This is a genomic window from Paenibacillus sp. strain BS8-2 (assembly GCF_054483835.1).
The window spans coordinates 506,985-532,059 of the sequence record NZ_CM137010.1; the positions used below are offsets into that span (position 1 = coordinate 506,985).

Here is a 25,075-nt window from a genome sequence, read left to right on the forward strand (position 1 = left end):
TTATGAACGATTATCCACTATAAAGGAGGAACATAGATGAAAGCGAATACATGGAGCAGTCGACTGGCCGCCGCGTTAGCCGTTCTCCTGCTGTTGACGGTATATCCACTCGGCGGACCGCCGCAGACCGTCAGCGCAGACCCCCTCTTCGAGCTGGGGAAGACGCCGTTTTACGGCAAAGTGCCGATCTTGAACGCGAACAGCCGCATCTCGTTCTGGTACGGGGCGCTCGATCAGACAAAGCTCAATCAACTGAAGGGATACGATCTCGTCATTCTGGAGCCTACGCTCCGGGTCATCAACGTAAAGAACAATGAATTTTATTTCGAAAATCTAACCAGCGCGCAAGTACAAGAGCTTAAGCGCGGGAGCGACGGTCTGCTTGGCACCGCGGATGACGTCATCGTGCTCGGATACATCTCCATCGGTGAGATGTTGTCCACGATTATTCCCGGCTCAAGCGGTCATATGACCATCCAGCGCGGCATCGAGTTAGGTCTGTTGCCCGAAGGATACAGCGGACCTTCCGGACCGCTCCACGGTCCAAATCCTTGGAATTTCAACAGCAGCGGAGGGTACGTGAACGTAGAAGGCGGCTCCCTCCCGGACGGTACGTACGATGACGGCTATCAAGGGTATGCGGGTCTCGGCATCGCGGACGACTACTCGTCATGGGGCAACCGGTTGACCTGGAAAAACCAAGGCGTCATGCCCTGGTACTTGGATCAGCAGGGGACCTGGGTGACGGACAGCCGGTATATGTACGGAGGCTATTGGAAGGACGGCAACGGTGTCGTCGACGTCAACAACAGCTACGGCGGCGGGTATGTGAACGGAGGAGATCCCGCTTGGCAGAAGTTCGTGACCTTCCAAGTGGACAAAATCGTGCACGACGCCAAGTTCGACGGCGTATTCCTCGATACGGTCGACACACCGGACCCTGTCGGCGGCGCCGGACCCTCCGTTTCATGGGGGCCTCGCGGCAACTTCGGCTTTACCGCCGAAGGGATGGTCGAATTAGTCGAGGCGATCAAAGAGGTGAATCCGGCCAAAATCGTCGCGGCTAACAGAGGTTATTGGTATTTCAATCCCGACGAAGGAACATCTCAATTCGCGGATCGTTACCGCCACGCCATCAATATGTTCGTCACGGAATCTTGGTACTACAACGCCTATATCCCAGGCTTCTACGACGAACATTCCGCATACGCGGACAATTGGAACACGAATACCGCTTCGCCAAGCTATCGTTCGCGCGACAACTTCGGCGGCTTCTGGAAATCGTATATGAATGAGCTTGCCAATCAGCCAGACGGCTTCAACATGATCATTATCGATTTTATGATTCCTTCCGGCGGCACAAACAAATGGATGAATGAGATCGTCACAAACAATGGTTACATGGGATACGACGTAAGCGGCTCTACCCATTTCAACTCGGCGATCTACGATACGTCCAAGAACTGGCTTGATTCGAACGGACTCCACGATCCGAGCCATGCAGGCGCTCATCCGACCGACATGCACGACGGCTTCTTGGCCGACGGTCAGTTCACCGAATGGAGCTCTGAGACGCCCATCTTCAGCGATCCGGCGGGGGCGAATAGCAAAGGCATTACGAAGGTCTATTCGAAATTCGTCGGCGATTCCTTTTTTATGATGATCGAAGCAAATACGACACTGAATCTGAGTCAGGAAATGATCTATTTCGATTATGATCAAGACGGCGCGGAGGGCTGGCAAGTGTTCTGGCCTACATCTCCGGATGCCCGGATCTACTTCGAGAACATGAATCAGGTGTACGCACTTCCGCATCAGGGCTCAGGCGACGTCTTCCGATTCGGCGGCGCGAACGCGCCTACTAATCGAGGCTGGCCGGTGCGCGCCGTCCAATCGGGCAATAGAGCCGAGCTCGAGATGAGCCGCGACTACCTCTTCTCTGGCGCCCAGCATGGCGGCGGAGAAGTGTGGACATGGTTCCGCAGCGCCAACTTCGGCGGGCAGACTGTCAAATTCACCGTGCCGACCGAAGGACCAGCCGTCTCTAACGTCCAGGCTGCAGCGATCGGCGACAACACAGCTACGATCACATGGTCGACGGATCTGCCCTCGACTTCGATCGTGCGATACGGCGTCGGTTCGACAGGCGAAGCATCGAGCACCAGCAGCGCTCAAATTACACAGCACAGCATGACACTAACCGGCCTTACGCCTGGTACGACTTACCGCTATAAAGTTTCATCGCAAGATGCTCAAGGCCGTATCGGCGAAAGCGGCGAGCGCATCTTCGCAACGACAAACAGCACGGCGCCGCCGGTTGTCTCGAACATTACTGTGCAGCCAATCGAAAGCGGCAAAGCAACTGTCAGATGGGAAAGTAATCAACCTGCTACAAGTCAGGTGCAATACGGTCTAACGACCGCCTATGGCTCCACGGTCAACAGCAGCACACTTAAGACTAGCCATTCGGTGGAGCTGAATGGATTATCGCCAGGAACCTCCTATCAGTTCCGCATCCGCTCATCGAATGCAGGTGGACTTATGACAACCAGCGGCAACAGCAGCTTTACAACGCTGCCGCTACAGAATGGTCCCGACATAACCGTTGATGGCCATACATCCGACTGGAGTACCATCACGGCCTTGGCGACAGGCGCAACGACTGTTCAAACCATCAAAGCGGCTTATGACGAAACCAATCTGTATTTGCTCGCGGAAGGCACGGGTCTAAATACGATGGCGCAATTCTATATCGACTCCGACAACAATGCGTCGACCGGCTACAATGCGACTGGTTGGCCATCGGCTGGCGCCAATTATTTGTTGGAAAACAACTTTCTGTACCGGCATAACGGCTCGGGATGGTCTTGGACGTCACTCGGCGCGTTGTCCTCGTACACGAAGAATGGCACAGCGATCGAAGCTGCGATTCCGCTTGCGACGTTGGGACTTGCAGAAGGGGATACGATCAGGCTCGGCTTCCTCAAAAACAACTCGACTACAGATCGGCTCCCTGCACCCAATGTCACTCTCCCGTCTTATACGTTGATCGCGGGTCCACCTGTACCAGACTCGACACCTCCCGCGACACCAACCGGACTGGCAGCGACAACGGGCAATGGGCAAGCGGCATTATCATGGAATGCTGTCATAGCCTCCGATCTCGCAGGCTATCATGTCTACCGTGGCGGGACTCAGCTAACATCTGCACCAATTCCTTCAACATCGTATACCGCAACCGGGCTGACGAATGGGACGCTTTATTCCTTCACGGTAAAAGCCATCGACACAAGCGGCAATCTCTCGAGCGCGAGCGCAGCGGTTACGATCACTCCCGCGGCATCGCCGCCTCCGGCTACCATTATCATTGACGGGAACGCAGCAGAATGGAGTGTTGTGCCCGCGTTAGCAACCGGCAGCAGCACCGTCCAAAGCATGAAAGCCGCAAGTGACGGCACCAACCTGTATTTGCTCATCCAAGGAACAGGAATGAACGTATTCTCTCAGTTTTTCTTTAATACAGACGGAAGCTCGGCAACCGGCTTCCAGGCTGCTGGCTGGGGGAACAGCGGCGCCGAATATATGCTTGAGGGCGGGTTCCTCTATCGCCATTCCGGCAGCGGCTGGAGCTGGACACTGCAAAGCAGCAGCATCGCCCATTCGCGCAATGCTACGGTCATCGAAGCGGCAATCCCGCTTTCGCTGCTGAACCTGTCGCCGGGCTCATCCCTATCGATCGGTTTCGTCAAAAACAATTCCTCGACCGATCGATTGCCCTTAGCCAGTGGCGCGTTGCCCGTCTTTTCTCTTGCTCCATAAGAGGTTTTTTCGTGCTCGAACAGCTATTTAGAGCATAATCAAGCAAGCAAAAGGGGCTATCCTAAGGTCATCTTATTCGATGACCATGGGATAACCCCTTCCTAGTTACCTTTACTTGGTTATTGTTACGTTGCCGAAATCCAGCGACCTTCGTCAAAAGATTCGATAATCGCATCGATCGTCCGTTGATTGAACTTGGTGATCCCTATCACTTCAGCAAAGTGTTTAAGCAATATGTCGGATGCTCGCCGATGCAGTATTACAAGCTGGTGCGGGAGGTTTAGCGGAGCTTTGTTTAGTACAGCAGCCGCCACAAATAGAAGGTCGCGTATGCTTCCCAGCCCGCCCAGCCTGCTGACATCGTTAGCAGCTCCGATTTTGTCGGTTTGCGTTCTAGATTTGTTAATGATTTAATCGCATTATGTAAGCCAACATCGTCGATCGGGAAGGCGTCCGGGTATCGCAGGCATCTCATGATGACATAATGTGCGGTCCAAGGACCAATACCCCGGCGGCTGATAAGCATACGTTCGGCGGCTTTGATGTCACCTGCAGCCAGCAGCCTCTCTCTGCTCAGTTCGCCGGAAACAACGGCTGCCGCCGTATCGATCAAGTATTCGCTCTTGCGCGCCGTCATACGAAGTGGTTCAAGCTCCTCTACTGTCAGTCCCGCGATGATCTCCGGCTCGGGAAACAGCCAATAGGTCTCGTCATTATAGCCGATTGAACGACCGTAGCGCTCTACAAGCCTGCGCTTGAGCGTGTAAGCAAACGACAGATTGATCTGCTGCCCGATAATGCCCCAGCACAATGCCTCGAACAAATCGGGGATGCCAAGGAGACGCAGCCCGCGGAACTGTCGGGATGGCCCCCGCAGTAGAGAATCCCCCTCCGCCATCTCGTAGAACGGCGATAGCTCGCGCTCTAGATCAAACCATTCACGCACATAGGTTGCCGCAACATGGCTTAGCGAATCTACAGCGCTTTGGCGGCTGTTGGCTGTGTGTGGGGCTGCATCAGAATCCGATGCCAGAGATACCACTTCCGTCACCCTCTCGAGCAGCAGCTCTCCGCCCTCTCCCTCGCTGACCCGCCAGACGGCTGCATACGTGCCGTCCGTTATCGCTTTGTATACGGTATTTTCCTCCGTACGGAATAGACATTCGTTGCTCGAGCGCTTCAAATAAGCCAAATTACATTGGAAATCGAATGCCTCCGGCACGGGTAGCCGAATTTGCTCCAACGCCTCTTGCAATTTCACCACTCCTTCATCGCGGACCTGGGTCCTGTTTTTGCATTATTACACACTGCAGCATTCGTAATGTTGCGGTTATATTGGAGTCATGTGATGATCTGGAGCAAGAACATGATTCTATTAACGTCGGATAAATAAAGAGCGGTGGACCAAGACTTCAAATTTCAAGTCTTGGTCCGCCGCTTAACCCTGTCAGTGCTTATTCGTTTTCGTTTTTCTTAGCGATCAGCATCAAAATCGTGATCAGCGTAAATCCGGTCAGTGCGAGGAACGGAATCGTGATGAAACCTAGCCAGTTGATCCATTCTGTTGTGCAAGGCACACCATTGGTACAAGGTCGAACCTTCTCGAAGCCCGGAACCTTCTCCAGCATATAGTGGAAAGTCGATATCCCCATGCCGATAATGGACAACGGCAGCACGTACTTACGGATCTTGAAGTCATCATTAAATGCCGCGATGCCGAGAATAATGCTGAGCGGATACATCAGTATACGCTGGAACCAGCATAGGTCGCATGGAATAAATTCGCGTACCTCGCTGAAATAAAGGCTTCCCAGCGTTGCGACGACTGCAACGATCCAGGCAAGGTTTAACGCGTTCCGTCTTAATAACATAGGTTCACCCCTACTCCAGGTTCGCTTCGATTGCCGCTTTGATCGACGCGTAATCGAACGGATCTGCGATTTGTGTATCGTTGATCATGATGGTAGGTGTTTGGTTCACGTTATACTTTTGATACAGACCCTTGTCCAACAAGAACTGCTCTCTCATCTCGTCCGAGCTCATGCTTGTCCGCAAAGCTGCTTCATCCAGCTCCGGAATGACAGATTTCGCTACTTCTACCGCCTTGTCTTCCGTCAGCCAAACCGCATCATGATCGGAAGTCGGTTGCTGCGCGAACAATGCCTTGTGGAAATCCCAGAACTTGTCGGGATACGCCTTCAGAATGGACTCGCTCGCAAGCGCTCCTGTAACGGACGGCTGATTATGAAAATCAACATTCACATAAGAAAACGTTGCTTTACCCGTATCGACAAAGTCCTTCTCTAGTTGAGGCCATACCGCTTCTCCCCAATATTTGCAGGAAGGACACATATAATCTCCGAATTCCACGATCGATACTTTCGCATTAGCATCACCAAGCACCGGCTGCGACTCGGTCGACGGGATGCTGGATAACTCCTTATTCTGGCCTTCTTCTTTTTTCTGCATCTGGTTGATTACAACTAGCAATACAATGATCAGAACAACAATTGCCGTATACAATACGAAATTACGAGAGCCTGATCCCTTCTTTTTACGATTTGCTTGAGCACCCATTCATTATTCACCTCGTTTGGTTTATGTCACTTAGCGTACCATAACGGAAGGACATCCTCTACATCCCTCAAAGGGAAAATCGCACAAATTTTTAACGATTGTAATGAAAGTAACTTCAACTAGGTGCGTGGGATTGAAAAAGCTAATTTTTTAAAGCATCAACCATCAAACAATCCTGCATTCTACACATCTTTCCGGCCACCCAACCTCGAGAATACGTATGAACTAGGCGGCCATGAGCAATTCAATCCGGACACACTTTTATTATCCTATACAAAAAAAGCCTTCATCCCCCACTGTACAAGCGAGAAATGAAGGCTTTATTCTTTCAATTAAATGAGTTATCGTTCTACTCTTCAGCCAAAGTGCTGAGGTAACGATAGCTGATCGCCAAGCTTTCGAACGGATCGCGCAGGCATACGTCCTGCTCAACCACGTACCACTCAACGCCGATCTCGCGGCAAGCAGCAATGATTGCCGGGAAGTTCATGTTGCCTTCGCCGATTTCTGCGAACACTTGTTTATTATCAACGATCGCCATGTCTTTGAGATGTACAACGCGCATACGGCCATCAACCTCATGTGCAGCTTCTACAGGGCTAGCGCCGCCTGCTTGTACCCAATACATATCCAGCTCGAAATGAACGGCGTCTTTATCGCTGTCGTTTTGCAGGATGCTCATGCCTGTACGACCTTCGTATTTGGTATATTCGAAATGATGGTTGTGATAAATAAATTGCAGGCCAGCCTCATTCAGCTTGCGTCCGATATCTGTCGCAATACCTGCGAATTCAGAGTAGCCCTCTCCGCCCGCATTACGGAACGATTCAGGAATAGCGCCAAGTCCAACGTATTTGCAATTCCACAGCTTATGTTTTTCGATGGTTGCTTCCAGATCAGTCGTCAATGCATCATAACCGACATGCGTCGCGCAGATCGTGAGACCATACTCGTCCGCAATCGCTTTCACGATCTGGGGATCGATCGGGCCTACCCCGGATACTTGCACGGCTTCATAGCCGATCTCTTTGACCTTGCGCAGCGATTCACGCAGACCTGCCTCGTCCTTGCAGAATTCTCTAAGCGTGTATAGCTGTGCTGCTATCATCGATTTTTTCATCAAAGTTCGCCGCCTTCTCATCGTTAATGGTTGTCATTACAATCCTTATACGATGAGTATACCACCCTCGCTCGATTCCGCTTGCTTCGTATTAATGAAAGAGCTGCTCCGTTTAACTCTGGTTGACCTATTAACGGACAATCTCATATTCGATTAAGTAGCTTCGGCTATAGCAGCACCTGCTAAAGCAGCTTCGATTCAAGCTCCTCGATTTTGGCGCACAACTCCTGATGCCATTCGGCGTCTCCGCTCGTATACGCAACGAACGCAACCGACTTTAACGAATCAAGATTAGATACGAGATCGAAGTTTACTTTCATACAGTGCTCAAACTCCCTCTTCTCCAGCAACGACAACATGTGATAACCCCCTGTCGCTCTGGCTTTGAGCGTTAACTCCGCCATACGGCGATGAACGGGATGAATGCCAACCATGTAAATCCCCTCCTCCAATGGAATAGACCTGATAAGCCTGGTCTTATCAGCATGTCCGGCGGCGCATGGTTGCAAACCTGATCGCAACTCGATTTTCCTATATTACAAAAAGAGGCCGCCCCACAAGTCGTCAACATGCACGACTTAAGGGACAACCTTGTTGATGGCTTAGCTATGGAAGTTGGTGCCGTCGGTAACCGCTTTGATGTAACCATTGCGGATGACGAAATCGCCAAAGTGTTCGCCTTGCTCACGATCCGATGCAAAGTGATGAAGAATCGGAGTCAGCGTGTCGACGATTTCCGTTTCGCCAATGTTCTCGCGGTACAGCTTGCTGAGACGATCGCCGGAGAAGCCAGCGCCCAGATACATGTTGTATTTGCCCGGAGATTTGCCGATAAACGATACTTCGCCGAGCGCCGGACGACCGCAGCCATTGGGGCAGCCGGTCATACGGATGTTGATTTCTTCGTCGCGCAAACCTGCGTCTGTAAGCACAGGCTCCAGCTTCTCGATCAGCGTTGGAAGATAACGCTCTGCCTCTGCCATTGCAAGTCCGCAGGTAGGCAGCGCCACACAAGAGATCGAGCTGCGGCGCATCGCGACAAGCTCCGAGCCGTCTGTGATGCCGTGTTGCTCCATCAGACCGGTAATCTTTTTCTTGTCCTTCGCCGCGATATTGCCGATGATCAAATTCTGATTCGCCGTCAAGCGGAAGTCGCCCGTATGGAACTTGGCGATCTCGCGAAGACCGGTCATCAGCTTGCTCTCGTCGGTATCGATAATACGGCCGCTGTTCACATAGATCGTGAAATTCCATTTGCCGTTTTTGTTTTTGTTCCAGCCGTAACGGTCGCCATTCGAGTCGAAGCTGAACGGACGAGCCGGCGCCAGCTCCCATCCCATACGCTCGTGGAGCTCGCCCACGAACCAGTCGAGACCGTGACGGTCGACCGTATATTTGAACCGGGCGTACTTCCGTACGGAACGGTTGCCATAATCGCGTTGAATCGTAATCGTCTTCTCCGCTACATCAAGAATTTGATCTGGCGTACAGAAGCCAATGACACGGCCAAGCTGCGGATACGTGTTCGTATCGCCGTGGGTCATACCCATGCCGCCGCCTACAATTACGTTAAAGCCAAGCAGCTTGCCCTTCTCCATAATGGCGATGTAACCAAGATCCTGCGAATACACATCCACATCGTTGGAAGGCGGTACTGCAATGCCGATCTTGAACTTACGCGGCAGATAGACCGGTCCATACATCGGTTCCACCGCATTGCCCGTAAGGCCGGACTCCGCTTTCGGCTTCTCGCCGGTATCCACCTTCTCGCCATCCAGCCAAATTTCGTGGTAGGCTGGCGTCTTCGGAGCCAGATGCGTCGTTAGACGCTCCGACCACATTTGAACCTCGCTGTGAACCTCGGATTGCTCCGGATTCGGCGTACACATAACGTTACGGTTAACGTCGCCGCAAGCCGCAAGCGTCGTCAGCATCACGTCGTTGATCTGACGAATCGTTTGCTTTAGGTTCCACTTCAGAACGCCATGCAATTGGAATGCCTGTCTGGTCGTCAGACGGATGCTGCCGCTGCCGTACTTCTGCGCCAGCTTGTCGATCTCCAGCCATTGCTCCGGCGTCGAAACGCCGCCTGGCGTCACGACACGCAGCATGAATTGGTACGAAGGCTCCAGCTTCTGCTTCTGGCGTTCGTTCCGCACATCGCGGTCATCCTGCATATAACTGCCGTGGAATTTCATCAATCGGTTATCCAGCTCGGTCATGCCGCCTGTTACGCGATTAGCCAACGTCTCCACAAGAGACCCGCGCAAATAGTTACTCTCTATTTTCAGTTGCTCGACATCGCTCGGAGGCCCGCCAACTGGTTGTACTTTCTGTTTCGTCACTGCTGTCCGCTCCTTTCTCTTCCTCTAGTAGACGTCGCGCTGGTAGCGCCCGTTCGCTTGCAGATCAGCTACATATGCCGCTGCTGCTTCTGCGCTGACTCCGCCCTGCTGCTCGATAATCGTCAGCAGTGCCGAGTGGACGTCATGCGCCATATGTTTTTCGTCGCCGCACACGTAAACATGCGCACCCTCTTGAAGCCATGCGTAGAGCTCGGCTCCTTGCTGCAGCATTCTGTGCTGTACATAAACCTTCTCCTCCGAATCGCGGGAGAACGCAACATCCAGCTTCGTCAGAACGCCGTCCTTCAGCATCCGCTGCCAGTCCGTCTGGTAGAGGAAGTCTGTCACGAAGTGGCGATCACCGTAGAACAACCATGTTTTCCCTTCCGAGCCAAGCTCTTCGCGCTCCTCCAGGAATGCGCGGAATGGCGCGACGCCCGTACCCGGTCCGATCATGATAACCGGCGTTTCGGAGTTGACAGGCAGCTTGAAGTTCGGATTGTTCTGAATGAAGATCGGCAGGGTATCTCCCGCTTCCACTCGTTCAGACACTTGCACGGAGCATACGCCGCCCCGTTTCCGTCCATGTGCTTCATACTCGACCTTACGAATCGTGACATGCACTTCATCCGGATTCGCTTTGTTGCTGCTCGCGATGGAGTACAGGCGAGGCGGCAGCTTGCGCAGAATGGATACGAGATCCGCTGCAGACAGCTTCCAAGGACCAAAGTCCTGGAGCAGATCCAACAGATCGCGTCCATTGGCATAAGCCTTAAACGCTTCTCTGTTATCCGGCAGGCTCAGTTCGGCAAGCTTGCCGTTCTCGGAGAATGCCGCTGCTTTCTCGATCAGCGGACGCGTCAGAACCGTAATCTCGAATTGGCGGAGCAGCGCTCCGCGCAGTTGGCCGTCCTCTCCATCTCCATCCTTGCCCGGTACTACGTTCTCGGTGCCGCTCCACTTCATCTCGGCGATGATCGCGTCAACAAGTGCGGGATCGTTCTCCGGATAGATACCGACGCAGTCGCCTGGCTCGTATGTCAGGCCGGAGCCTTCGAGCGAGATTTCGAGGTGGCGAGTTTCGCGGTCGGATCCGCGTCCATTAAGGTTAACCGTCGTCAACAGCTCCGCCTTGAACGGGTTGGCACGGGAAAACTCCGATTCCCCGGCTGCCGTGGAGGATGCTGCAGGAGCCGCTGCCGTCGCACTTGAAGCTGCTGCTGCAGGAGCTGCCGTCACAGCGCTAATCACGCTAGCCAGCCATTGCGTTGCAGGTCCATCGAAGTCGACGTCGCAATCCATGCGCGGCGCGATCCGTTCTGCGCCAAGCTCAGCGAGGCGAGAGTCGAAATCTTGACCTGTTTTGCAGAAGAATTCGTATGATGTATCGCCGAGCGCCAGCACGGAGAACTTCATGCCATCGAGCTTAGGCGCGCGCTTGCCCAGCAAGAACTCGTGGAACGTCAACGCGTTATCCGGCGGATCGCCTTCACCATGCGTGCTTGCCACGATAAACAAATAAGGAGCCTTCTTAAGTCCGTTCGTCTTGAAAGCATTCATCGCCGACAATGTGACATCGAAGCCCTGCTCCTTGAGCTGAGCGGCGAGCTTGCCAGCTAGACGCTGCGAATTACCCGTCTGCGAACCGAATAAAATGGTTGCTTCGCGCGGCAATGCAGGCGCTGCAGCTTCAACCGCTTCTAGAACTGGAAGCGCTGCCGCAACCGCAACCGGCGATTGTTCTTGCAATGCTACCGCGGATTCCGCGGATGCGGCGCCTGTACGATAGAAAGTCGTGTATCCGTTAAGCCACTGAATCTGGGAATCCGTCAAAGTCGGCAACAGCTTGTTAAGCAGCTCTACCTGCGTTTCGTTAAACGGACTGTTCGTCACCTTAAGTTGCAACTGCATCCACCTCACATCGAATCTATGCACTTCAATTCCAAGTTTCCAAGTATGAATTTATCCTGCTCTAAAATTATCATAGACGCTAGTTTCGGTCAATGAAATTGACGAATTATGTCTATAAGAAATATTGAATTCATACGTGAACTTTTCTTATGATTGCAAGAACCGTGTCCCGCGACTGGAGAAACGTTCACCGCTGCGCTCCGCGACCAACAAAGTGATTATGACCCGAACAAATGATTATCCGCCTCTTAGGTCGCTAAACACGATTACTGGCGCGATGATTATTGTGGTACCTCCCGGAGTCTCCTATACTGGCGAAGAAACGGTAAGCGTTTACATACCTATATCCAATGGAGGTGCAACAGGAAGATGAAACGTCACAAACACTGGCTCGGGACCATCCTCGCGGCGACCATGGTTGCGCAGCTTGCCATCGTATCCCCGCTGCCAAGCGCTATTGTATCAGCTGCCGCTGATCCTGTAGTAACGGCGAATCTGCCCGATTCATGGAGCGCAGTCAGTATGTATGCGAGCGAGTCCTCGAAGCCTGGTGAGGCATCGGCTCAATTTGCAAACAATCAGCTGTCGATGTCTGCTGCAGCCGGCAAAATCGATTCGTCCGGTGACAACGTGGTCTACTCCTTTATGCCTGTTATCGGAAACAAGGATTTCACCTTCACGGCCCGCATCAGCGCATTCGTGCCTAACCCGTCCAACGCATGGGCGGCACTCATGGTAAAGGACGGATCGGACGCCGCATCCAAGATGGTTGCCCTTGGCCTCTATTACAGCTCAGGCAGCTATCAAGTACGCGATTACAGAAGACTTGACGGTACGGGCGGAGGAACGACTGCCCTCGGCACGGAGCTTGGCGGTCCCGTTTATTTGCGCATCCAAAGAACGGACAACAACCTCGCCTTCTCATACTCAACGGATGGCGGCACCAATTATGTATCCCGAACCAACTTCAACAATAACGACAAGAACCACTATACACATCTGAATCTATCTACGCTTCACGTCGGATTGGCCGTCTCAGCCGGTTCTGCCGTTTTCGACCAAATCACTTGGGTCGTGGATGGCCAAGAGGTGTTCGACTCCGATTCGATCGTAGATAGCAGCGATCCCCCGAGCCTGCCTGACGGCTTAGTCGCCGTTGCCAAGGACGGGGCGGTCGATCTCTCATGGAACACCGTAACGGGAGCCACCTACTATCAGATAAAAGGCGGCACCGCGGATGGCGGACCATATCCGTTGTTAGATGAAGCGTCAGGAACAACCGCAACGATTGACGGACTTACGAACGGTGTCCCTTATTATTTCGTCGTCAACGCAGGCAACACGAACGGTCTGAGCGACGATTCCGAGCAGACGTCGGCCATCCCCACTGGCTTGACTGTGCCAGGCCTATACGAGCTGTCCGGCTTTGCAACGTACGCCAGCGGCGGAGGCGTCATCCCAGAGGATGATCCCTCCTATCGAAAAATAACGAACGCCGCTGAATTCCATGATGCGCTGCAGCCCGATTCCGGCGCCAAGGTCATCGAAATTATGAACGATCTGGATTTAGGCTGGAACGAAATTCCGGAGAGCGCGAAACGGTCTCCTTTTGCCAAACATAATGAACCGCTCCTGCACCCTATATTATTGAAGACTGGCGTCAGCAAGATCACCATAGACAATGCGAATGGGCTCACCATCTTCTCCCGCAACGGATCTGCCATTCGCCATGCTTCCCTTGTCTTCCGGGCGAGCACCAACATCGTAATTCGTAATTTGAAATTCGATGAGCTGTGGGAATGGGACGAAGCAACGAACGGCGATTACGATCGCAACGATTGGGACTATATTTCATTGGAGAGCGGAACAAGCAAGGTATGGATCGACCACGCTACCTTCGGCAAATCGTATGACGGTGTCGTCGACGCCAAAGGCGGCAGTAATGGCATCACGATTTCCTGGAGCCGCTTTGAGGGCGACGACGGCAAGCAGGGAAGCTGGGTTAGCGAGCAGATCGAAGCGCTCGACCGATTGCCAGCCAAATATCCGATGTACGAAGCACTGCTAGGCGCCGGTTTGACCAAAGCAGATATTATCGCAATTGCTGCAGGTCAGAAGAAGGGGCATCTCATCGGTGCGTCCGAGCTTGCTGCCGACAATGCAGAGCTTGCGATCACGCTGCATCACAACTTGTATACGGACATGATGGACCGAATCCCGCGCCTCCGGGCTGGCAATGCGCATGTCTACAACATCGTCGTCAACAACACGGGAGCTCATAACGCGAGCAAAAGGCTGACGCCAGAGGTTGCCGCAGCGATCGCCGAGGCTGGCTACCACTTCGGCGTGACAAGCAACGGTGCAATTTCTACGGAAGGCGGGGCCGTATTCATAGAGAACAGCGTGATCACGGATGTTCTGTACCCCCTTCGCAACAATCAGAAGGAAGATGTAGATCCACGTTTCACGGGTGCCATCAAAGCAACCGGCATCGATTATTCGCTCGACGGAGCTACATACTCCGGCGACAGCGATTCGCCTGATAGTCCGCTTGCTCCTATGCCGGCCGAACCGTTGCCATTTGCTTGGAATACAGCGTCGGGCGAGCTTCCTTATCTGTACGAGCCGCAGGAAACCCCCGGACTTAGCTCGCTCTTGAGCGGTGCTAACGGTTCTGGAGCAGGCGCGGGTGAGCTGTACTGGTCAACAGAGAACTGGCTGAGCACGAGCAGCTATAGCGGGACACCATCAGATGCTCCTGAAGAAGCACCAACCGCGCCTAGCGGACTGCTCGCCATCGAAAGCGACGGCGAGATCCAGCTTCGTTGGGGGGAAGTCGGTGCGGCCGATCGCTATAACGTGTATCGCAGCGAGTCGTCCGAAGGACCTTTCGACCTGCTGGAAACAATTGTTGAGACATCTTATACAGACCTAGGGGTAAGTAACGGTGTTCCATACTATTATGTCGTTCGTGCGGTCAACGACAATGGTGAGAGTAACGCATCAATCCAAGTAACCGCGACGCCGAGAGAGCTAGCCATTCCTTCCGTTCCAGCGGGCGTTACGGCTTCCGGAGGCAGCACGAAGATTTCGGTTTCTTGGCAGGCTTCGAACGGTACAGATTATTATGTTTTATATCGCCGTGTCGCCGAGACGGAAAGCTTTGTTATTCTCGATGGTTCTATATTCGAACATTCCTTCGAAGATCGGACAGCTGCACAGGGGATAACGTACGAATACGCGGTAGCTGCCGTTAATGCGGCGGGAGCAAGCGAACTGTCTGCTGCTACCAGCGCTTCTCTGACCGATCTGACGGAGCTGTCCGAGCTTCGTATGCTGCTGGAGGATCATTTTGACGATCAAGAAACAGGTGCCGCACCTCAGCATTACGCCATACTCGAAGAAAGCGGTACGCTCACCGTAGCAGAGTTGCCTAGCAGTACGGATAAAAGCATTCGATTCTTCGACGATCGAAGCGGCATCGTATTGGGGGATCGAACATTTGAAGGGCAAACGGCCATCGCCGGGGCTTCCTTTGATTTCATGCAGGAGAGCAAAGCCAACTCGGTCAAGGTATTCCGTCTTACATCTGGAGCCGGAGCAGGCTCGACAAGCAACAGCTATGCTGCTGTGGCAATCGAAACAAACGGCGGACATTTGGCTTATCGGACAAACGGCGGGTACGTACCTTTTCTCATGAACTACGAAGCAGGCGTTTGGTATGCCATCAGCATCGTCGCCAACCTGGCAACGGGCAAAGCGGACATCTATGTGGATGGCGAGCTGGCGCTGGAGCAGATCGGATTGTTTAACACGGTAGCAGATATCGCCGTCATCCAAAGCTTCACAGCCAACAACAATTCCGCAAATGCATATTATTTGGACAATGTTCGGGCCTATGGGAAAAAGAACGATGAACCGGGCAGCGGTGATGGGGATGGCGATGGGGACGGTAATGGGAATGGTGACGGTGAATTAGGTTCGATTGTTTTGCCGCCTCAACCTATCGTTTCACGTCACGACGCTGGCGCGTTCATCCATGCGTCTGGGACGTTGCAGACCTCCTCGGATGGTAGGAAGGCATATATTGCTCGGCTGACTCCATCCAATCTGGCTCAAGCGGGTGCTTTGTTGGATGCCAACCGGAATGGTATAACTATGAAGCTTGATGGAGACCCATTAGCTGATCGTATGGAAGTGGCGCTCCCGCTAGCAAGCCTGATGTCGCTGGTAACGACCGATGCCAGCAATGATGGCATTATCCTAGAGCTGCATACAGTATTCGGCCGCTATCAGATCTCCACGAAGTCGCTATGGTCTGCGTCTGATCTAAGCATGCTGGAAAGTATGCCGGAAGGAACTACCGTTTCTTTGAAGATCAGCACATTGACGGGAGAGCAAGCTCGGCAAATGGAGATAGATGCAGAAGCTAACGGAATTAAGCTGGTGTCGCAAGCTATCGATTTCGCAGTCTCCATCCAAGGTGCCGCCGGTAACATCGATGTAACTGAGCTGCCAGGTTACGCCGCTCGATACATCCCGCTTCCAGAGGGGTATGAATCCTCTAATCTAGCTGGAGCCGTCTACGATCCGGCGACCGGCAGCTTCTCCGGTGTACCTTCGTATATCGAGCAGGATGGTGACATTTCCTTTATCCGAATGCTTAGAACCGGTAACAGCATCTACGCAGCGGTCGATATCAATCGTGTCTTCGACGATCTTAGCCAACACTGGTCCCGTTCCGAAGTCGAATGGCTGGCGAGTCGTTTATTTATTGAAGGTGTAGCTATGGACACTTTCTCTCCAGACGAGAACGTAACTCGTGCTCAATTCGCGGCAATGCTGGTACGCGCCTTTGGACTGTATGGCGGCCAATCCTCGTTTACTGATATCGATCCTGACGCATGGTATGCGGAAGCTGTCGCTGCTGCCGAACGATTTGGACTTGTCACTGGTTATGATGATGGGACCTTCCGTCCGGATGCCTGGATCACGCGTGAGCAAATAACCGTCATGCTGAGCAGAGCGCTGAAGCAAACAAGCTATTCAGGAATAGGAGCTTCGCTCGAGGGTATTGTTATAGCGGAGAATTCTGAAGCTGGTGCTGCTGATGCAACGATGTCCGATATGGGCGGAGACGGCAATGCTGTTGCTGTCTTGAACAGGTACCTGGATGCCGCATCGATCAGCAAGTGGGCACGCTCGCCGCTAGCTGATATGGTGAGGGCAGGCATCTTGCAAGGTACGCCGGCAGGCATGCTGCAGCCTGGCAAATCTGCGACTCGCTCCGAAGCGGCTGTGATGTTGTCTCGTTTGTTGTTTAGATTAGAGCAATCATAGGATGTATATCTAGATTATTTTCACACTATCGCAACAGCTGGCTGTGGGACTGGACGCTGTTTCACGAGCATCCGTCCCGCCTCGGCGGCCTGAAGTCTGTACTTTGTGGCTGATGTTTTTTCGAGCGGTAGTTGTTGGATTATAGCGGCGGGTCCTTTTGGAGGATCGAATCCTTCATTTTGTACAGCATTCTCGCCTCCTAAGTCTGGGGAAAATTAAAAATCATGTAATTGGTACAGGACTTTTGGAGCCTCCACCCCTGGAAACAGGTTCAAGCCATTAGAATCCTGTACAAACTACATCAAACCTTCTCCAAAGGCATACAATTTGAAAATTTACCTGTATAAAATACATCAATGTTTGATGATAATGATCTATGATAATGAACTAGCCAGAAATCGAGTGCCAGAACGCTGACGGATGTGCCACCACTACCACTCATACAAGAGAAGTCACTCCTACAGGCGTTCGCAGTACCGTTACGACAAACACAGTCCTAAACACACGCCGAATGCACAAAAGCCGTTTCGCAACATGATCCCGGATCATGGCGAAACGGCTTTTCAATTTCCCGCATACCTATCAATGCTTCGTTACTTCTTGGCGGCAAGCCAACCGACTAGCGAGTCGATTTCGGCGTCCGTCAATTGATCTTTGAAACCTGGCATACCTCCGCCGCCTTTGGCGATTTTATCGTGAATTTCATCCGTCGTCATCTCGCCGCCGACTTTCTGCAAATTCGGTCCTACTCCGCCCGCAAGATCTGCAGCATGGCAGCCGATACAGCTGTTTTTGTAAAGCGCCTCTGCAGCGGCTGCATCAACAACGCCTCCCGCCAAACGAAACGCATAAGCCACGCAATAATGAAGCAAAATACATGGAATGACATGGAAAACGAGGTGATTCCTATGTTCAATAATATCGGGGTATCCGGGCTCATCATCATCCTGCTCATCGCGCTCATCGTATTTGGTCCGTCCAAGCTGCCAATGCTCGGTCGCGCATTCGGCGACACACTGCGCGAATTCCGCAGCTCAACACGTGAGATGGTAGAAGATGACCTTCCCAGCCCTGCAGCCATCGAAAGTAAAGACGAAATGCAAAAGTTGCTTTAAGCAGCTCACCTTTAATGAAGCTCTGATCTCCATGCGTCTGGATTCTTCGCGCATCTGGATTCCCGTTTGAGCACCGTTTATGCTTCAATAGAACAAAAAGCTTGTCAAAGCACGCAGCACCGTGATAAGATACTACTTGTGTCTGCGAGACACCGACTTTAAGTGTGGAGCTGTGGTGTAGAGGCCTAACATGCCTGCCTGTCACGCAGGAGACCGCGGGTTCGAATCCCGTCAGCTCCGCCATTTGAAGTTCACTCCAGACTAACCAACCTATATGTATAACGAACAGAGCGGCTATGCTGCTCTTTTTTTGTATGCTCGGGAAGTAAGATGCTAACGCATCGAACGACCATCAGACCATTTCATCTTCGTTTTCTTGACATCATTTTCGACCAGAAGGTGGGCTCCTAATGCCGATTCCATCGATTCAACCGCTCAAGCGCCGGGGCCGTTTCGCTCCTACGCCATCCGGTCTCTTACATATCGGCAACGCATTCGCAGCTCTCGTCGCTTGGCTGCAAATCCGCCATTCTGGCGGCGAATTCTTGCTTCGCATCGAGGACATCGACAAACCGAGGTCGCGTCCCGCCTTTGCCGAGCAGCAACAGGACGACTTGCTCTGGCTCGGTCTTAACTGGGACGAGGGACCTCGCATCGGAGGTATTCATGAACCATACGAGCAAAGCCATCGCGATGAGTTATATGAGGCTGCTCTGGATACTCTTCGGGCCGCCGGTCGTCTCTACCCATGCTTCTGCAGCCGTGCCGAGCTTGCTTCTATTGCAAGTGCTCCTCACGGTCTATCCTCCGAGGGACCGGCTTATCCCGGCTTCTGCCGCCATCTGACGAAGGAGGAGCGAGCTGCCAGAGCTGCCCATAAGGAGCCGTCCCTCCGCTTTGTTATGCCGAGCGTGCCAATTGCTTTCGTCGATGGCTACGCTGGCGTTCGCTCCTATGACGGCGACACGCTCGGCGACTTCGTCGTCAAGCGGGCGGATGGCATGTTCGGATATCAGCTTGCCGTCGTTGTTGACGATGCCGCCATGGGCATCACCGATGTCGTGCGTGGCGCCGATCTGCTCGACTCCACGCCGAGACAGCTTGCATTATACGATGCGCTTGGCCATGCGGCGCCCGCTTTCGCCCATGTACCGCTGCTCGGAGACGCGAGCGGCGAGCGATTCTCCAAGCGGGACAAGTCGCTTACGCTTGCCGCGCTCCGCAGCGAGAACGTCAAGGCCGAGCGGCTCATCGGGCTGCTCGCACATGTTGCCGGCTGGCTGGATACGCCGGAGCCTGTCACTGCGTCTGAGCTCATCTCGCATTACGCGCCGCTTCGGACTGGCGAGCTGCCACTTCCGATCGGGGATGATCACCTTCTTTGGCTGCGGGGGAAAGGATGAAGCCACGCGAATCGCGAATCAATCTAACAATGCAGCCTGCGCTACCCTTCTACCGGTTTTTCTCCGAATCGCTTGGCGTTGCGCTCACGTGCCCGTTCTCGTTCGACTTCCCGATTCTTGGGCTCGGAATTCGTCACAAGCGACTCCAGAAGACGCTGGGAGACCTCGGTCACTTCCGCCACAGCACGGCGGAATGCTTCTTCGTTCGCCTTGGAGGGCTGAACGAAGCCAGATATCTTCCGTACATATTGAAGGGCCGCCGCTTCGACCTCATCCGGCGACGCGGCAGGTTCGAAATTAAACAACGGTCTAATATTTCTGCACATCTACATGCACTCCTTCCGCATGGCTAATCGTCTGTACCGTGTTACCATGCTTGCTCTGATTACAGCCACGGCATCCAGCTGCTCCATCTATCCGCCTATCACCTTCACATGGAACGTTCGCCTGCGAGGTCCGTCAAACTCACAGAAATAAATGCCCTGCCACGTACCGAGCACAAGCTTGCCACCCGAGATCAACACCATCTGGCTTGTGCCCGTAGTAATCGCCTTGAGATGAGCGGCCGTATTGCCTTCCGCGTGACGATCTAACCGATGCTCCCATGGGTAAAGCTCATCCAATCGGCGAAGCACGTCCCTTACTACGTCTGGATCGGCATTTTCATTAATAGCCATGCCCGCTGTTGTATGAGGACAATACACGAGCGCATATCCCTCTTGCACGCCGCTCTCCCGTACTGCCTCGCGAACATAAGCCGTGACATCAATCATACCGTCCCTGTCTTTCGTCGACAGCGCGTAAGTTTTCATCGTTATTTCAGCTCCTCCCACTTCGTCCAGAGCTCACGCGGATTTAATTCGTACTTGTCATTCTCCCGGAACATGAACTGATGCATAATAAGTTCCCTGCGAATCGTAGCAAAATCATCATGAACAAGCTTAATAAACGCATTGATCTCGGATTCTTCGTATTGGCGCCCGAACGACAGCTTATTCGCCAGATGCTCTAGCACGATCAGCTTCTTTTTCATCTGGCTGGGAATCGTCTTTAGCCTTCCGTCCGCGGAAAAGAAATTCCGGATCGTCGATTCTTTCCATTTGGTATATTCGTCCTTCTCAATCATACCAATCTCTCCTCTCTTTTTGAATACAAGGCCCAGCACACCTTCGGCTCCACTCTTAAGGAAATAAGGATTCAAGGAAAAATAAATGGCATTTTTCTCTCTTCTTTCGTAGATGAGCGCCGCTTCCCTCAGCTTGGCTGCATGGAATGTGATGGTAGCCGGCGCGAGCGCCAGCTTCTCTGCCAGTACCTGACCATTAAGCTCGCCCTCTGAGAGCAAGACTAACATTCGTATTCTCGTCGCATCCGAAAGCGCTTTGTGGTATTGCACGATTTTGTCCAATTGCATGGCTGCACGCCCTTATGTGTTTTGATATTTATCTAATTAGATAAATATCAAACTACATGATTATCTTCCCGTTGTCAATCCCGACATCTACCACTATCCCTTATTAGAAGTTGCTCCAGTACGATGGCAACGCCATCATTATCGTTGGATTCCGTTATTTGGTTAGCTAGCTCTTTCAATTCGTTTACAGCGTTAAACATAGCAACTCTATAAACAGGCAATCCAAAAAGTTCAAGGTCATTATAATCGTCACCAAACACAATCACTTGGGATAAACGGATCCCAAAGTGCTCAAGCAGCAGTTCTACTCCGCTAGCCTTACTAACTGAGCGATTCATGATCTCTTGGGGACATCGGCGGGTCCTCAGAGCTCCTCCGCGAATCCAAAACTCAGATAAGATGCAAACTTATGAATCCTTAGAATTTAAAATAAGCCCCACACCCACAACAAACGTGAGTACGAGGCTCCATACCATTCGCAATTCCATGTAGCAATCTTTAAACAATCATCGCCGCCCGAGCTATGCCCCGCAAATCCGCGGCATCGGCATCGGCTCCTTGCCGAGCTCAGCCCAAGCATACTTGAGGAGCAGCTCGGACTTCAGACCTGCGGATGCCGGGTCATTCCATAAATTACGGAGCTCGCCAGGGTCCTCTTGCAAGTCGAAAATTTCGCCGTATGTCTGATTATAGTAGACCGTGATTTTGTAGCGTTTGTCCACGTAGGTTTTCTGATGGATCGTTGTTGGCTCATGTCTGAACTCGCAGATGGCATGATCCCTGACCTCGCTCTTGCGTCCCAGCCAGACATCCTTCTGATCGACGCCAGTCATGGCATAGGGAACCGGAATATCGCTGAACGATAGGAAGGTTGGGGCCAGATCAACAAGCGACTGAATTGCATCCGATGTTGCTCCAGCCGGCACATGACCAGGATACCGCACGATAAACGGCAGCTTGATCAGATCCTCGTAATGGAAGCCGCCCTTCTGCTGCAAGCCATGTTGTCCGAAGAAATGCCCGTGATCGGTCGTGAACACAACAATTGTATCCTCCGCCATGCCGAGCTCATCGAGCTTGTCCAGGATGCGTCCGATATATTTGTCCATAAGGCTGATCATGCCGTAATAAACGGCTACCAGCTTTTTCTTGTCATATTCGCTCAGCTTCTTCCTATCTCCGTAAATATAGTACTGATGGGAGCCGTAGCCGTGGATGCCCATTCCCGTCTCCTTCCACTCAGCGAAGTCCGGAGCATCCTCCTGCGTCATGCGGAAATGCGGCGGGTTATTGTCATGCTCGCCAGGCACAGCGCTCGGAATCGTCAAGCTTTCGGGATCGTACATCGTATCCCATGGCTCCGGCGCAAGATACTCCGGATGCGGGTCGAAGAAGCTCGACCAAAGGAAAAACGGCTCGTCGTTTTCCTTATGCTGCTCCAGTCTGGCGTTTGTCCGTTCCGCTATCCATGTATTGTAGTGATACTCCTCTGGAATCGGCCAAGAATAGGTGTGATTCGGATCCATCGTCCCCGTAGGCGCTACAAAATAATCCCGCCAGTTCGAGCAGCCCTTCTCCTCCATCCAGGCGGCATAATGCTGTCCGACATGACCTTCGTTCGTGTGGTTGCGTGCCAGCTCCACATGATCAAAGCCGTAGAACGGCTCATCGAAGGAACGCCAGTAGTCCAAATCCTGCAAGATCGGATATGACTCCAGCGAAGGGAATTCGTCCGTAGACTTCAGAGGCTGGAAGTGAGCCTTGCCAATTAACGACGTCAAATATCCCGCATCACGGAAGTCCTCTCCGACTGTATGTCGATCCTCTAGCAGCTTGGTGCCTAATGTCCATGCCCCATGTTGACTTGGATACATTCCTGTAATAATCGATGCGCGAGTCGGCGTGCAGGTCGGATTGGGACAATAGGCTCTTGTAAACGTTGTGCCCTCGCGAGTCAGCCGATCCAGATTCGGTGTTTGCAGCTCCCCGTTGAAAGCTCCGATTGTATTCCAGTGCTGTTGATCGCTCGTGATCAACAATATGTTAGGTTTTTTCATCATCCATCCTCCTCTTATGCTAAAATTATAGGTAAACAAACCGTATCATGACCATGTCTGAATATCAGGTTAAACTATCACTTTGTCAGGTAGAAGGAAGGGTGAGCGTCTTGCAATGGAAGGATTACGGGAACGAATACGCTGAATTCCTCTACCGTACCCCTAGCGACTGGGAGCTTGAACAGACAATATGGGTCGTACGGGGAGGACAGTCCATCACAAAAACGGGTTATCATGCAGGAGCAAGGCGCATGGATTGTTACAGCCTGCACCTGATAACAGAGGGTGAGCTCATTCTTCGAGAGGACAATCGAGAGGTCAAGCTTGCGGGGGGCGATCTATTCTGCAAATTCAAGGATCGTTCGTACAGCTATTATCGTCCCGACTCTTGCAACAAAGCAACGTTCAGCTGGCTTGCCTTCGACGGGCCCGGAGCGGAAAGCCTGCTTGGCAAAGCCGGGATGACACCAGAAACTCCCTATATTTGCGACCGTATCAACGACTCGCTTCAGGATATTTTGGCCCAATTATTCGGACTTATGCGCAGCGATCCCAGCGGCGAGAGCTTGCCTCGCGCCCTGCAGACACAAAGCGTATTACATCTATTTTTCTCACAGCTGATCGATTCGTTGCCGGTGACATCACGCCCTCCAGCCAGGGAATGGGTGAAGCAGAGCATTCGTTATATCGAGCTGCACGGATCAGAGGGGCTCACCGTCGAGCAGCTTGCCGAATTGGTCGGCATGAATCGCAACTACTTCTCCACCGCCTTCGCCGAGCATACGGGGATATCCCCACTGCAATATTTGACGAAGGTGCGCATGAAAAGGGCAGCGAAATTGCTTGACGACTCGGCAGTTCCCATCGCGGAGGTCGCCTATTCGCTCGGCTACGCCAATCCCTTCGCCTTCACGCGCGCATTCGCCAAATATGCGGGGATGCCTCCTTCGGCTTATCGGAAGAGAAACCAAATCCAATAGGCGCTTGAGTCGCCGCCTTTCTATGCCGAGTAGTGCGTCCCCTTATTCGCCGACCACACGAATCGTACCAATGTCGCTTCTTTTTCTGATACACTGGTTATAGAAGGCGCGATCGGATGGAGGCATGTTGTATGATGAAACCTTGGGAAATCATGCGAGATTTGAACCGTATGAATATGAAAGTCATCCTGGCTGGCTACTCCCACAAACCTGCCGGCTGGCGTAACGGTCCTTACAGCCACCGTTTCCACAGCTTGTGGCTTATTACGAAAGGCAAAGCAACGTTTGTCCTCAATGGAACCTCTTACACCGCGGAGCCGGGCAAGCTATTCGCCCTCTCTCCCGGCATGATTATCGAACGGATTAACGAGGGCGACGGACCTATCGAATTTTGTTTCATTCGTTTCTCCTATGTTGTAGCCGCCTACGAAGAAGACGGTTCCTGGTCGCTCGAGAGCGGGGACCATTTGCGTTTCCCTTTATCGGGCAGCTACTCCATTCTGAGTACGCCGCCGATTTATAATGCATTCGAAGCGATTATTAAGCTCATGAAGCATCGCGGACAGATTGTCCAGATGCGGCAGCGCATTCAATTCCTCGACATTCTGACGCATATTATTGCAGATCTGCGCTCGCAAGCCGTGACGGGACATACCAATACCATGATCGAAACGACGATCGATCACATGGTTAATCATTATGCTGAGAATATGACCGTCGAGGATCTCGCCAATATGGCGGGGATGAGCAGCAGTCACTATTCTCGGCTGTTCAAGAAATACGCGAGCGCCAGCCCGATCCACTACCTGACTCAGCTGCGTATGGACCGGGCCAAGGAGCTGCTTATCTTGTCTGACCATAAGCTCAAGGCTGTCGCCCAGAGCATTGGTTACGAGGATGAGCTTTATTTCAGCCGGCTGTTCAAGAAATTTACCGGCCAATCGCCATCGCAATACGCCAAGACGCACAAGGCGGCGCCCAATCTATAAGTCTG

At 52.6% G+C, this 25,075-nt stretch carries 20 protein-coding genes and 1 tRNA gene; 8 read left to right on the forward strand and 13 right to left on the reverse strand.

The window, feature by feature from the left end; genetic code table 11:
• Positions 1-36 precede the first annotated feature (36 nt).
• Positions 37-3,819 carry a fibronectin type III domain-containing protein gene (locus tag ACX1C1_RS02120; protein ID WP_458955550.1) on the forward strand — a complete coding sequence of 1,261 codons (3,783 nt, stop codon included), beginning with the start codon at positions 37-39 and terminating at the stop codon, positions 3,817-3,819.
• A 185-nt stretch (positions 3,820-4,004) separates the two neighbouring features.
• Positions 4,005-4,103 (forward strand): helix-turn-helix transcriptional regulator, encoded by a 99-nt coding sequence (locus ACX1C1_RS02125; protein ID WP_458957573.1) that lies wholly within the window; start codon positions 4,005-4,007, stop codon positions 4,101-4,103.
• An 11-nt stretch (positions 4,104-4,114) separates the two neighbouring features.
• Here ACX1C1_RS02125 and ACX1C1_RS02130 read toward each other — a convergent pair whose 3' ends face one another.
• The 7 genes from ACX1C1_RS02130 to ACX1C1_RS02160 form a co-directional block, all read right to left on the reverse strand.
• Positions 4,115-5,080, reverse strand: coding sequence for a DNA-3-methyladenine glycosylase family protein (locus ACX1C1_RS02130; protein WP_458955551.1), 966 nt, complete (start codon positions 5,078-5,080; stop codon positions 4,115-4,117).
• A 193-nt stretch (positions 5,081-5,273) separates the two neighbouring features.
• Positions 5,274-5,690: a disulfide oxidoreductase gene (locus ACX1C1_RS02135; protein WP_458955552.1), complete on the reverse strand. Its 417-nt coding sequence runs from the start codon at positions 5,688-5,690 to the stop codon at positions 5,274-5,276.
• A 10-nt stretch (positions 5,691-5,700) separates the two neighbouring features.
• The gene (locus ACX1C1_RS02140; protein WP_458955553.1) at positions 5,701-6,396 is read right to left on the reverse strand and encodes a DsbA family protein; all 696 of its coding nucleotides are present in this window, start codon (positions 6,394-6,396) and stop codon (positions 5,701-5,703) included.
• A gap of 349 nt (positions 6,397-6,745) precedes the next feature.
• Positions 6,746-7,516, reverse strand: a complete 771-nt coding sequence (locus ACX1C1_RS02145) for a sugar phosphate isomerase/epimerase family protein (protein WP_458955554.1) — start codon at positions 7,514-7,516, stop codon at positions 6,746-6,748.
• A 182-nt stretch (positions 7,517-7,698) separates the two neighbouring features.
• Entirely contained in the window at positions 7,699-7,950 is a 252-nt protein-coding gene (locus ACX1C1_RS02150) for a DUF7667 family protein (protein ID WP_458955555.1), read from the reverse strand.
• Positions 7,951-8,118: 168 nt separating this feature from the next.
• Entirely contained in the window at positions 8,119-9,861 is a 1,743-nt protein-coding gene (gene cysI, locus ACX1C1_RS02155; RefSeq protein WP_458955556.1) for an assimilatory sulfite reductase (NADPH) hemoprotein subunit, read from the reverse strand.
• A 24-nt stretch (positions 9,862-9,885) separates the two neighbouring features.
• The gene (locus tag ACX1C1_RS02160; protein WP_458957574.1) at positions 9,886-11,766 is read right to left on the reverse strand and encodes an assimilatory sulfite reductase (NADPH) flavoprotein subunit; all 1,881 of its coding nucleotides are present in this window, start codon (positions 11,764-11,766) and stop codon (positions 9,886-9,888) included.
• Between the two features lie 375 nt (positions 11,767-12,141).
• Here ACX1C1_RS02160 and ACX1C1_RS02165 point away from each other — a divergent pair, with 375 nt between their 5' ends.
• On the forward strand, positions 12,142-17,112 hold the full coding sequence (locus ACX1C1_RS02165; protein WP_458955557.1) for an S-layer homology domain-containing protein: 4,971 nt from the start codon (positions 12,142-12,144) through the stop codon (positions 17,110-17,112).
• Between the two features lie 593 nt (positions 17,113-17,705).
• Here ACX1C1_RS02165 and ACX1C1_RS02170 read toward each other — a convergent pair.
• Positions 17,706-17,969 carry a c-type cytochrome gene (locus ACX1C1_RS02170; protein ID WP_458955558.1) on the reverse strand — a complete coding sequence of 88 codons (264 nt, stop codon included), beginning with the start codon at positions 17,967-17,969 and terminating at the stop codon, positions 17,706-17,708.
• A 51-nt stretch (positions 17,970-18,020) separates the two neighbouring features.
• Between ACX1C1_RS02170 and tatA the strand changes: the two genes are divergently transcribed.
• The 3 genes from tatA (at position 18,021) to gluQRS (ending at position 19,630) form a co-directional block, all read left to right on the forward strand.
• Positions 18,021-18,227, forward strand: coding sequence for a twin-arginine translocase TatA/TatE family subunit (gene tatA / locus ACX1C1_RS02175; protein WP_458955559.1), 207 nt, complete (start codon positions 18,021-18,023; stop codon positions 18,225-18,227).
• Positions 18,228-18,393: 166 nt separating this feature from the next.
• Positions 18,394-18,470 (forward strand) — tRNA-Asp (locus ACX1C1_RS02180).
• 167 nt (positions 18,471-18,637) lie between these two features.
• The gene (gene gluQRS, locus ACX1C1_RS02185; protein ID WP_458955560.1) at positions 18,638-19,630 is read left to right on the forward strand and encodes a tRNA glutamyl-Q(34) synthetase GluQRS; all 993 of its coding nucleotides are present in this window, start codon (positions 18,638-18,640) and stop codon (positions 19,628-19,630) included.
• A gap of 41 nt (positions 19,631-19,671) precedes the next feature.
• On the opposite strand, the gene ACX1C1_RS02190 is transcribed toward gluQRS, so the two are convergent.
• The 5 genes from ACX1C1_RS02190 to ACX1C1_RS02210 form a co-directional block, all read right to left on the reverse strand.
• Complete coding sequence (locus tag ACX1C1_RS02190) at positions 19,672-19,956, reverse strand: DUF2277 domain-containing protein (RefSeq protein WP_458955561.1); 285 nt, start codon at positions 19,954-19,956, stop codon at positions 19,672-19,674.
• 87 nt (positions 19,957-20,043) lie between these two features.
• Complete coding sequence (locus tag ACX1C1_RS02195) at positions 20,044-20,442, reverse strand: secondary thiamine-phosphate synthase enzyme YjbQ (RefSeq protein ID WP_458955562.1); 399 nt, start codon at positions 20,440-20,442, stop codon at positions 20,044-20,046.
• A 2-nt stretch (positions 20,443-20,444) separates the two neighbouring features.
• Positions 20,445-21,044, reverse strand: a complete 600-nt coding sequence (locus ACX1C1_RS02200; protein WP_458955563.1) for a DUF2087 domain-containing protein — start codon at positions 21,042-21,044, stop codon at positions 20,445-20,447.
• Between the two features lie 74 nt (positions 21,045-21,118).
• Complete coding sequence (locus ACX1C1_RS02205; RefSeq protein WP_458955564.1) at positions 21,119-21,382, reverse strand: HAD family hydrolase; 264 nt, start codon at positions 21,380-21,382, stop codon at positions 21,119-21,121.
• A 183-nt stretch (positions 21,383-21,565) separates the two neighbouring features.
• Complete coding sequence (locus ACX1C1_RS02210) at positions 21,566-23,104, reverse strand: sulfatase family protein (RefSeq protein WP_458955565.1); 1,539 nt, start codon at positions 23,102-23,104, stop codon at positions 21,566-21,568.
• 98 nt (positions 23,105-23,202) lie between these two features.
• On the opposite strand from ACX1C1_RS02210, the gene ACX1C1_RS02215 reads away from it, so the two are divergent.
• Together ACX1C1_RS02215 and ACX1C1_RS02220 are read left to right on the forward strand one after the other, a co-directional pair.
• Positions 23,203-24,081 carry an AraC family transcriptional regulator gene (locus tag ACX1C1_RS02215; RefSeq protein ID WP_458955566.1) on the forward strand — a complete coding sequence of 293 codons (879 nt, stop codon included), beginning with the start codon at positions 23,203-23,205 and terminating at the stop codon, positions 24,079-24,081.
• A 131-nt stretch (positions 24,082-24,212) separates the two neighbouring features.
• Entirely contained in the window at positions 24,213-25,070 is an 858-nt protein-coding gene (locus ACX1C1_RS02220) for a helix-turn-helix domain-containing protein (RefSeq protein ID WP_458955567.1), read from the forward strand.
• Positions 25,071-25,075 lie beyond the last annotated feature (5 nt).

What these genes read in the sequence shown, in the direction of transcription:
- ACX1C1_RS02150 (WP_458955555.1), bottom strand. Translation starts at nt 7,950, where the DNA reads ATGGTTGGCATTCATCCCGTTCATCGCCGTATGGCGGAGTTAACGCTC.
- ACX1C1_RS02205 (WP_458955564.1), bottom strand. Translation starts at nt 21,382, where the DNA reads ATGAATCGCTCAGTTAGTAAGGCTAGCGGAGTAGAACTGCTGCTTGAG.
- gluQRS (WP_458955560.1), top strand. Translation starts at nt 18,638, where the DNA reads ATGCCGATTCCATCGATTCAACCGCTCAAGCGCCGGGGCCGTTTCGCT.
- ACX1C1_RS02120 (WP_458955550.1), top strand. Translation starts at nt 37, where the DNA reads ATGAAAGCGAATACATGGAGCAGTCGACTGGCCGCCGCGTTAGCCGTT.
- tatA (WP_458955559.1), top strand. Translation starts at nt 18,021, where the DNA reads ATGTTCAATAATATCGGGGTATCCGGGCTCATCATCATCCTGCTCATC.
- ACX1C1_RS02140 (WP_458955553.1), bottom strand. Translation starts at nt 6,396, where the DNA reads ATGGGTGCTCAAGCAAATCGTAAAAAGAAGGGATCAGGCTCTCGTAAT.
- ACX1C1_RS02165 (WP_458955557.1), top strand. Translation starts at nt 12,142, where the DNA reads ATGAAACGTCACAAACACTGGCTCGGGACCATCCTCGCGGCGACCATG.
- ACX1C1_RS02135 (WP_458955552.1), bottom strand. Translation starts at nt 5,690, where the DNA reads ATGTTATTAAGACGGAACGCGTTAAACCTTGCCTGGATCGTTGCAGTC.
- ACX1C1_RS02200 (WP_458955563.1), bottom strand. Translation starts at nt 21,044, where the DNA reads ATGCAATTGGACAAAATCGTGCAATACCACAAAGCGCTTTCGGATGCG.
- ACX1C1_RS02195 (WP_458955562.1), bottom strand. Translation starts at nt 20,442, where the DNA reads ATGAAAACTTACGCGCTGTCGACGAAAGACAGGGACGGTATGATTGAT.
- ACX1C1_RS02145 (WP_458955554.1), bottom strand. Translation starts at nt 7,516, where the DNA reads ATGAAAAAATCGATGATAGCAGCACAGCTATACACGCTTAGAGAATTC.
- ACX1C1_RS02220 (WP_458955567.1), top strand. Translation starts at nt 24,213, where the DNA reads ATGATGAAACCTTGGGAAATCATGCGAGATTTGAACCGTATGAATATG.
- ACX1C1_RS02190 (WP_458955561.1), bottom strand. Translation starts at nt 19,956, where the DNA reads ATGTGCAGAAATATTAGACCGTTGTTTAATTTCGAACCTGCCGCGTCG.
- ACX1C1_RS02210 (WP_458955565.1), bottom strand. Translation starts at nt 23,104, where the DNA reads ATGATGAAAAAACCTAACATATTGTTGATCACGAGCGATCAACAGCAC.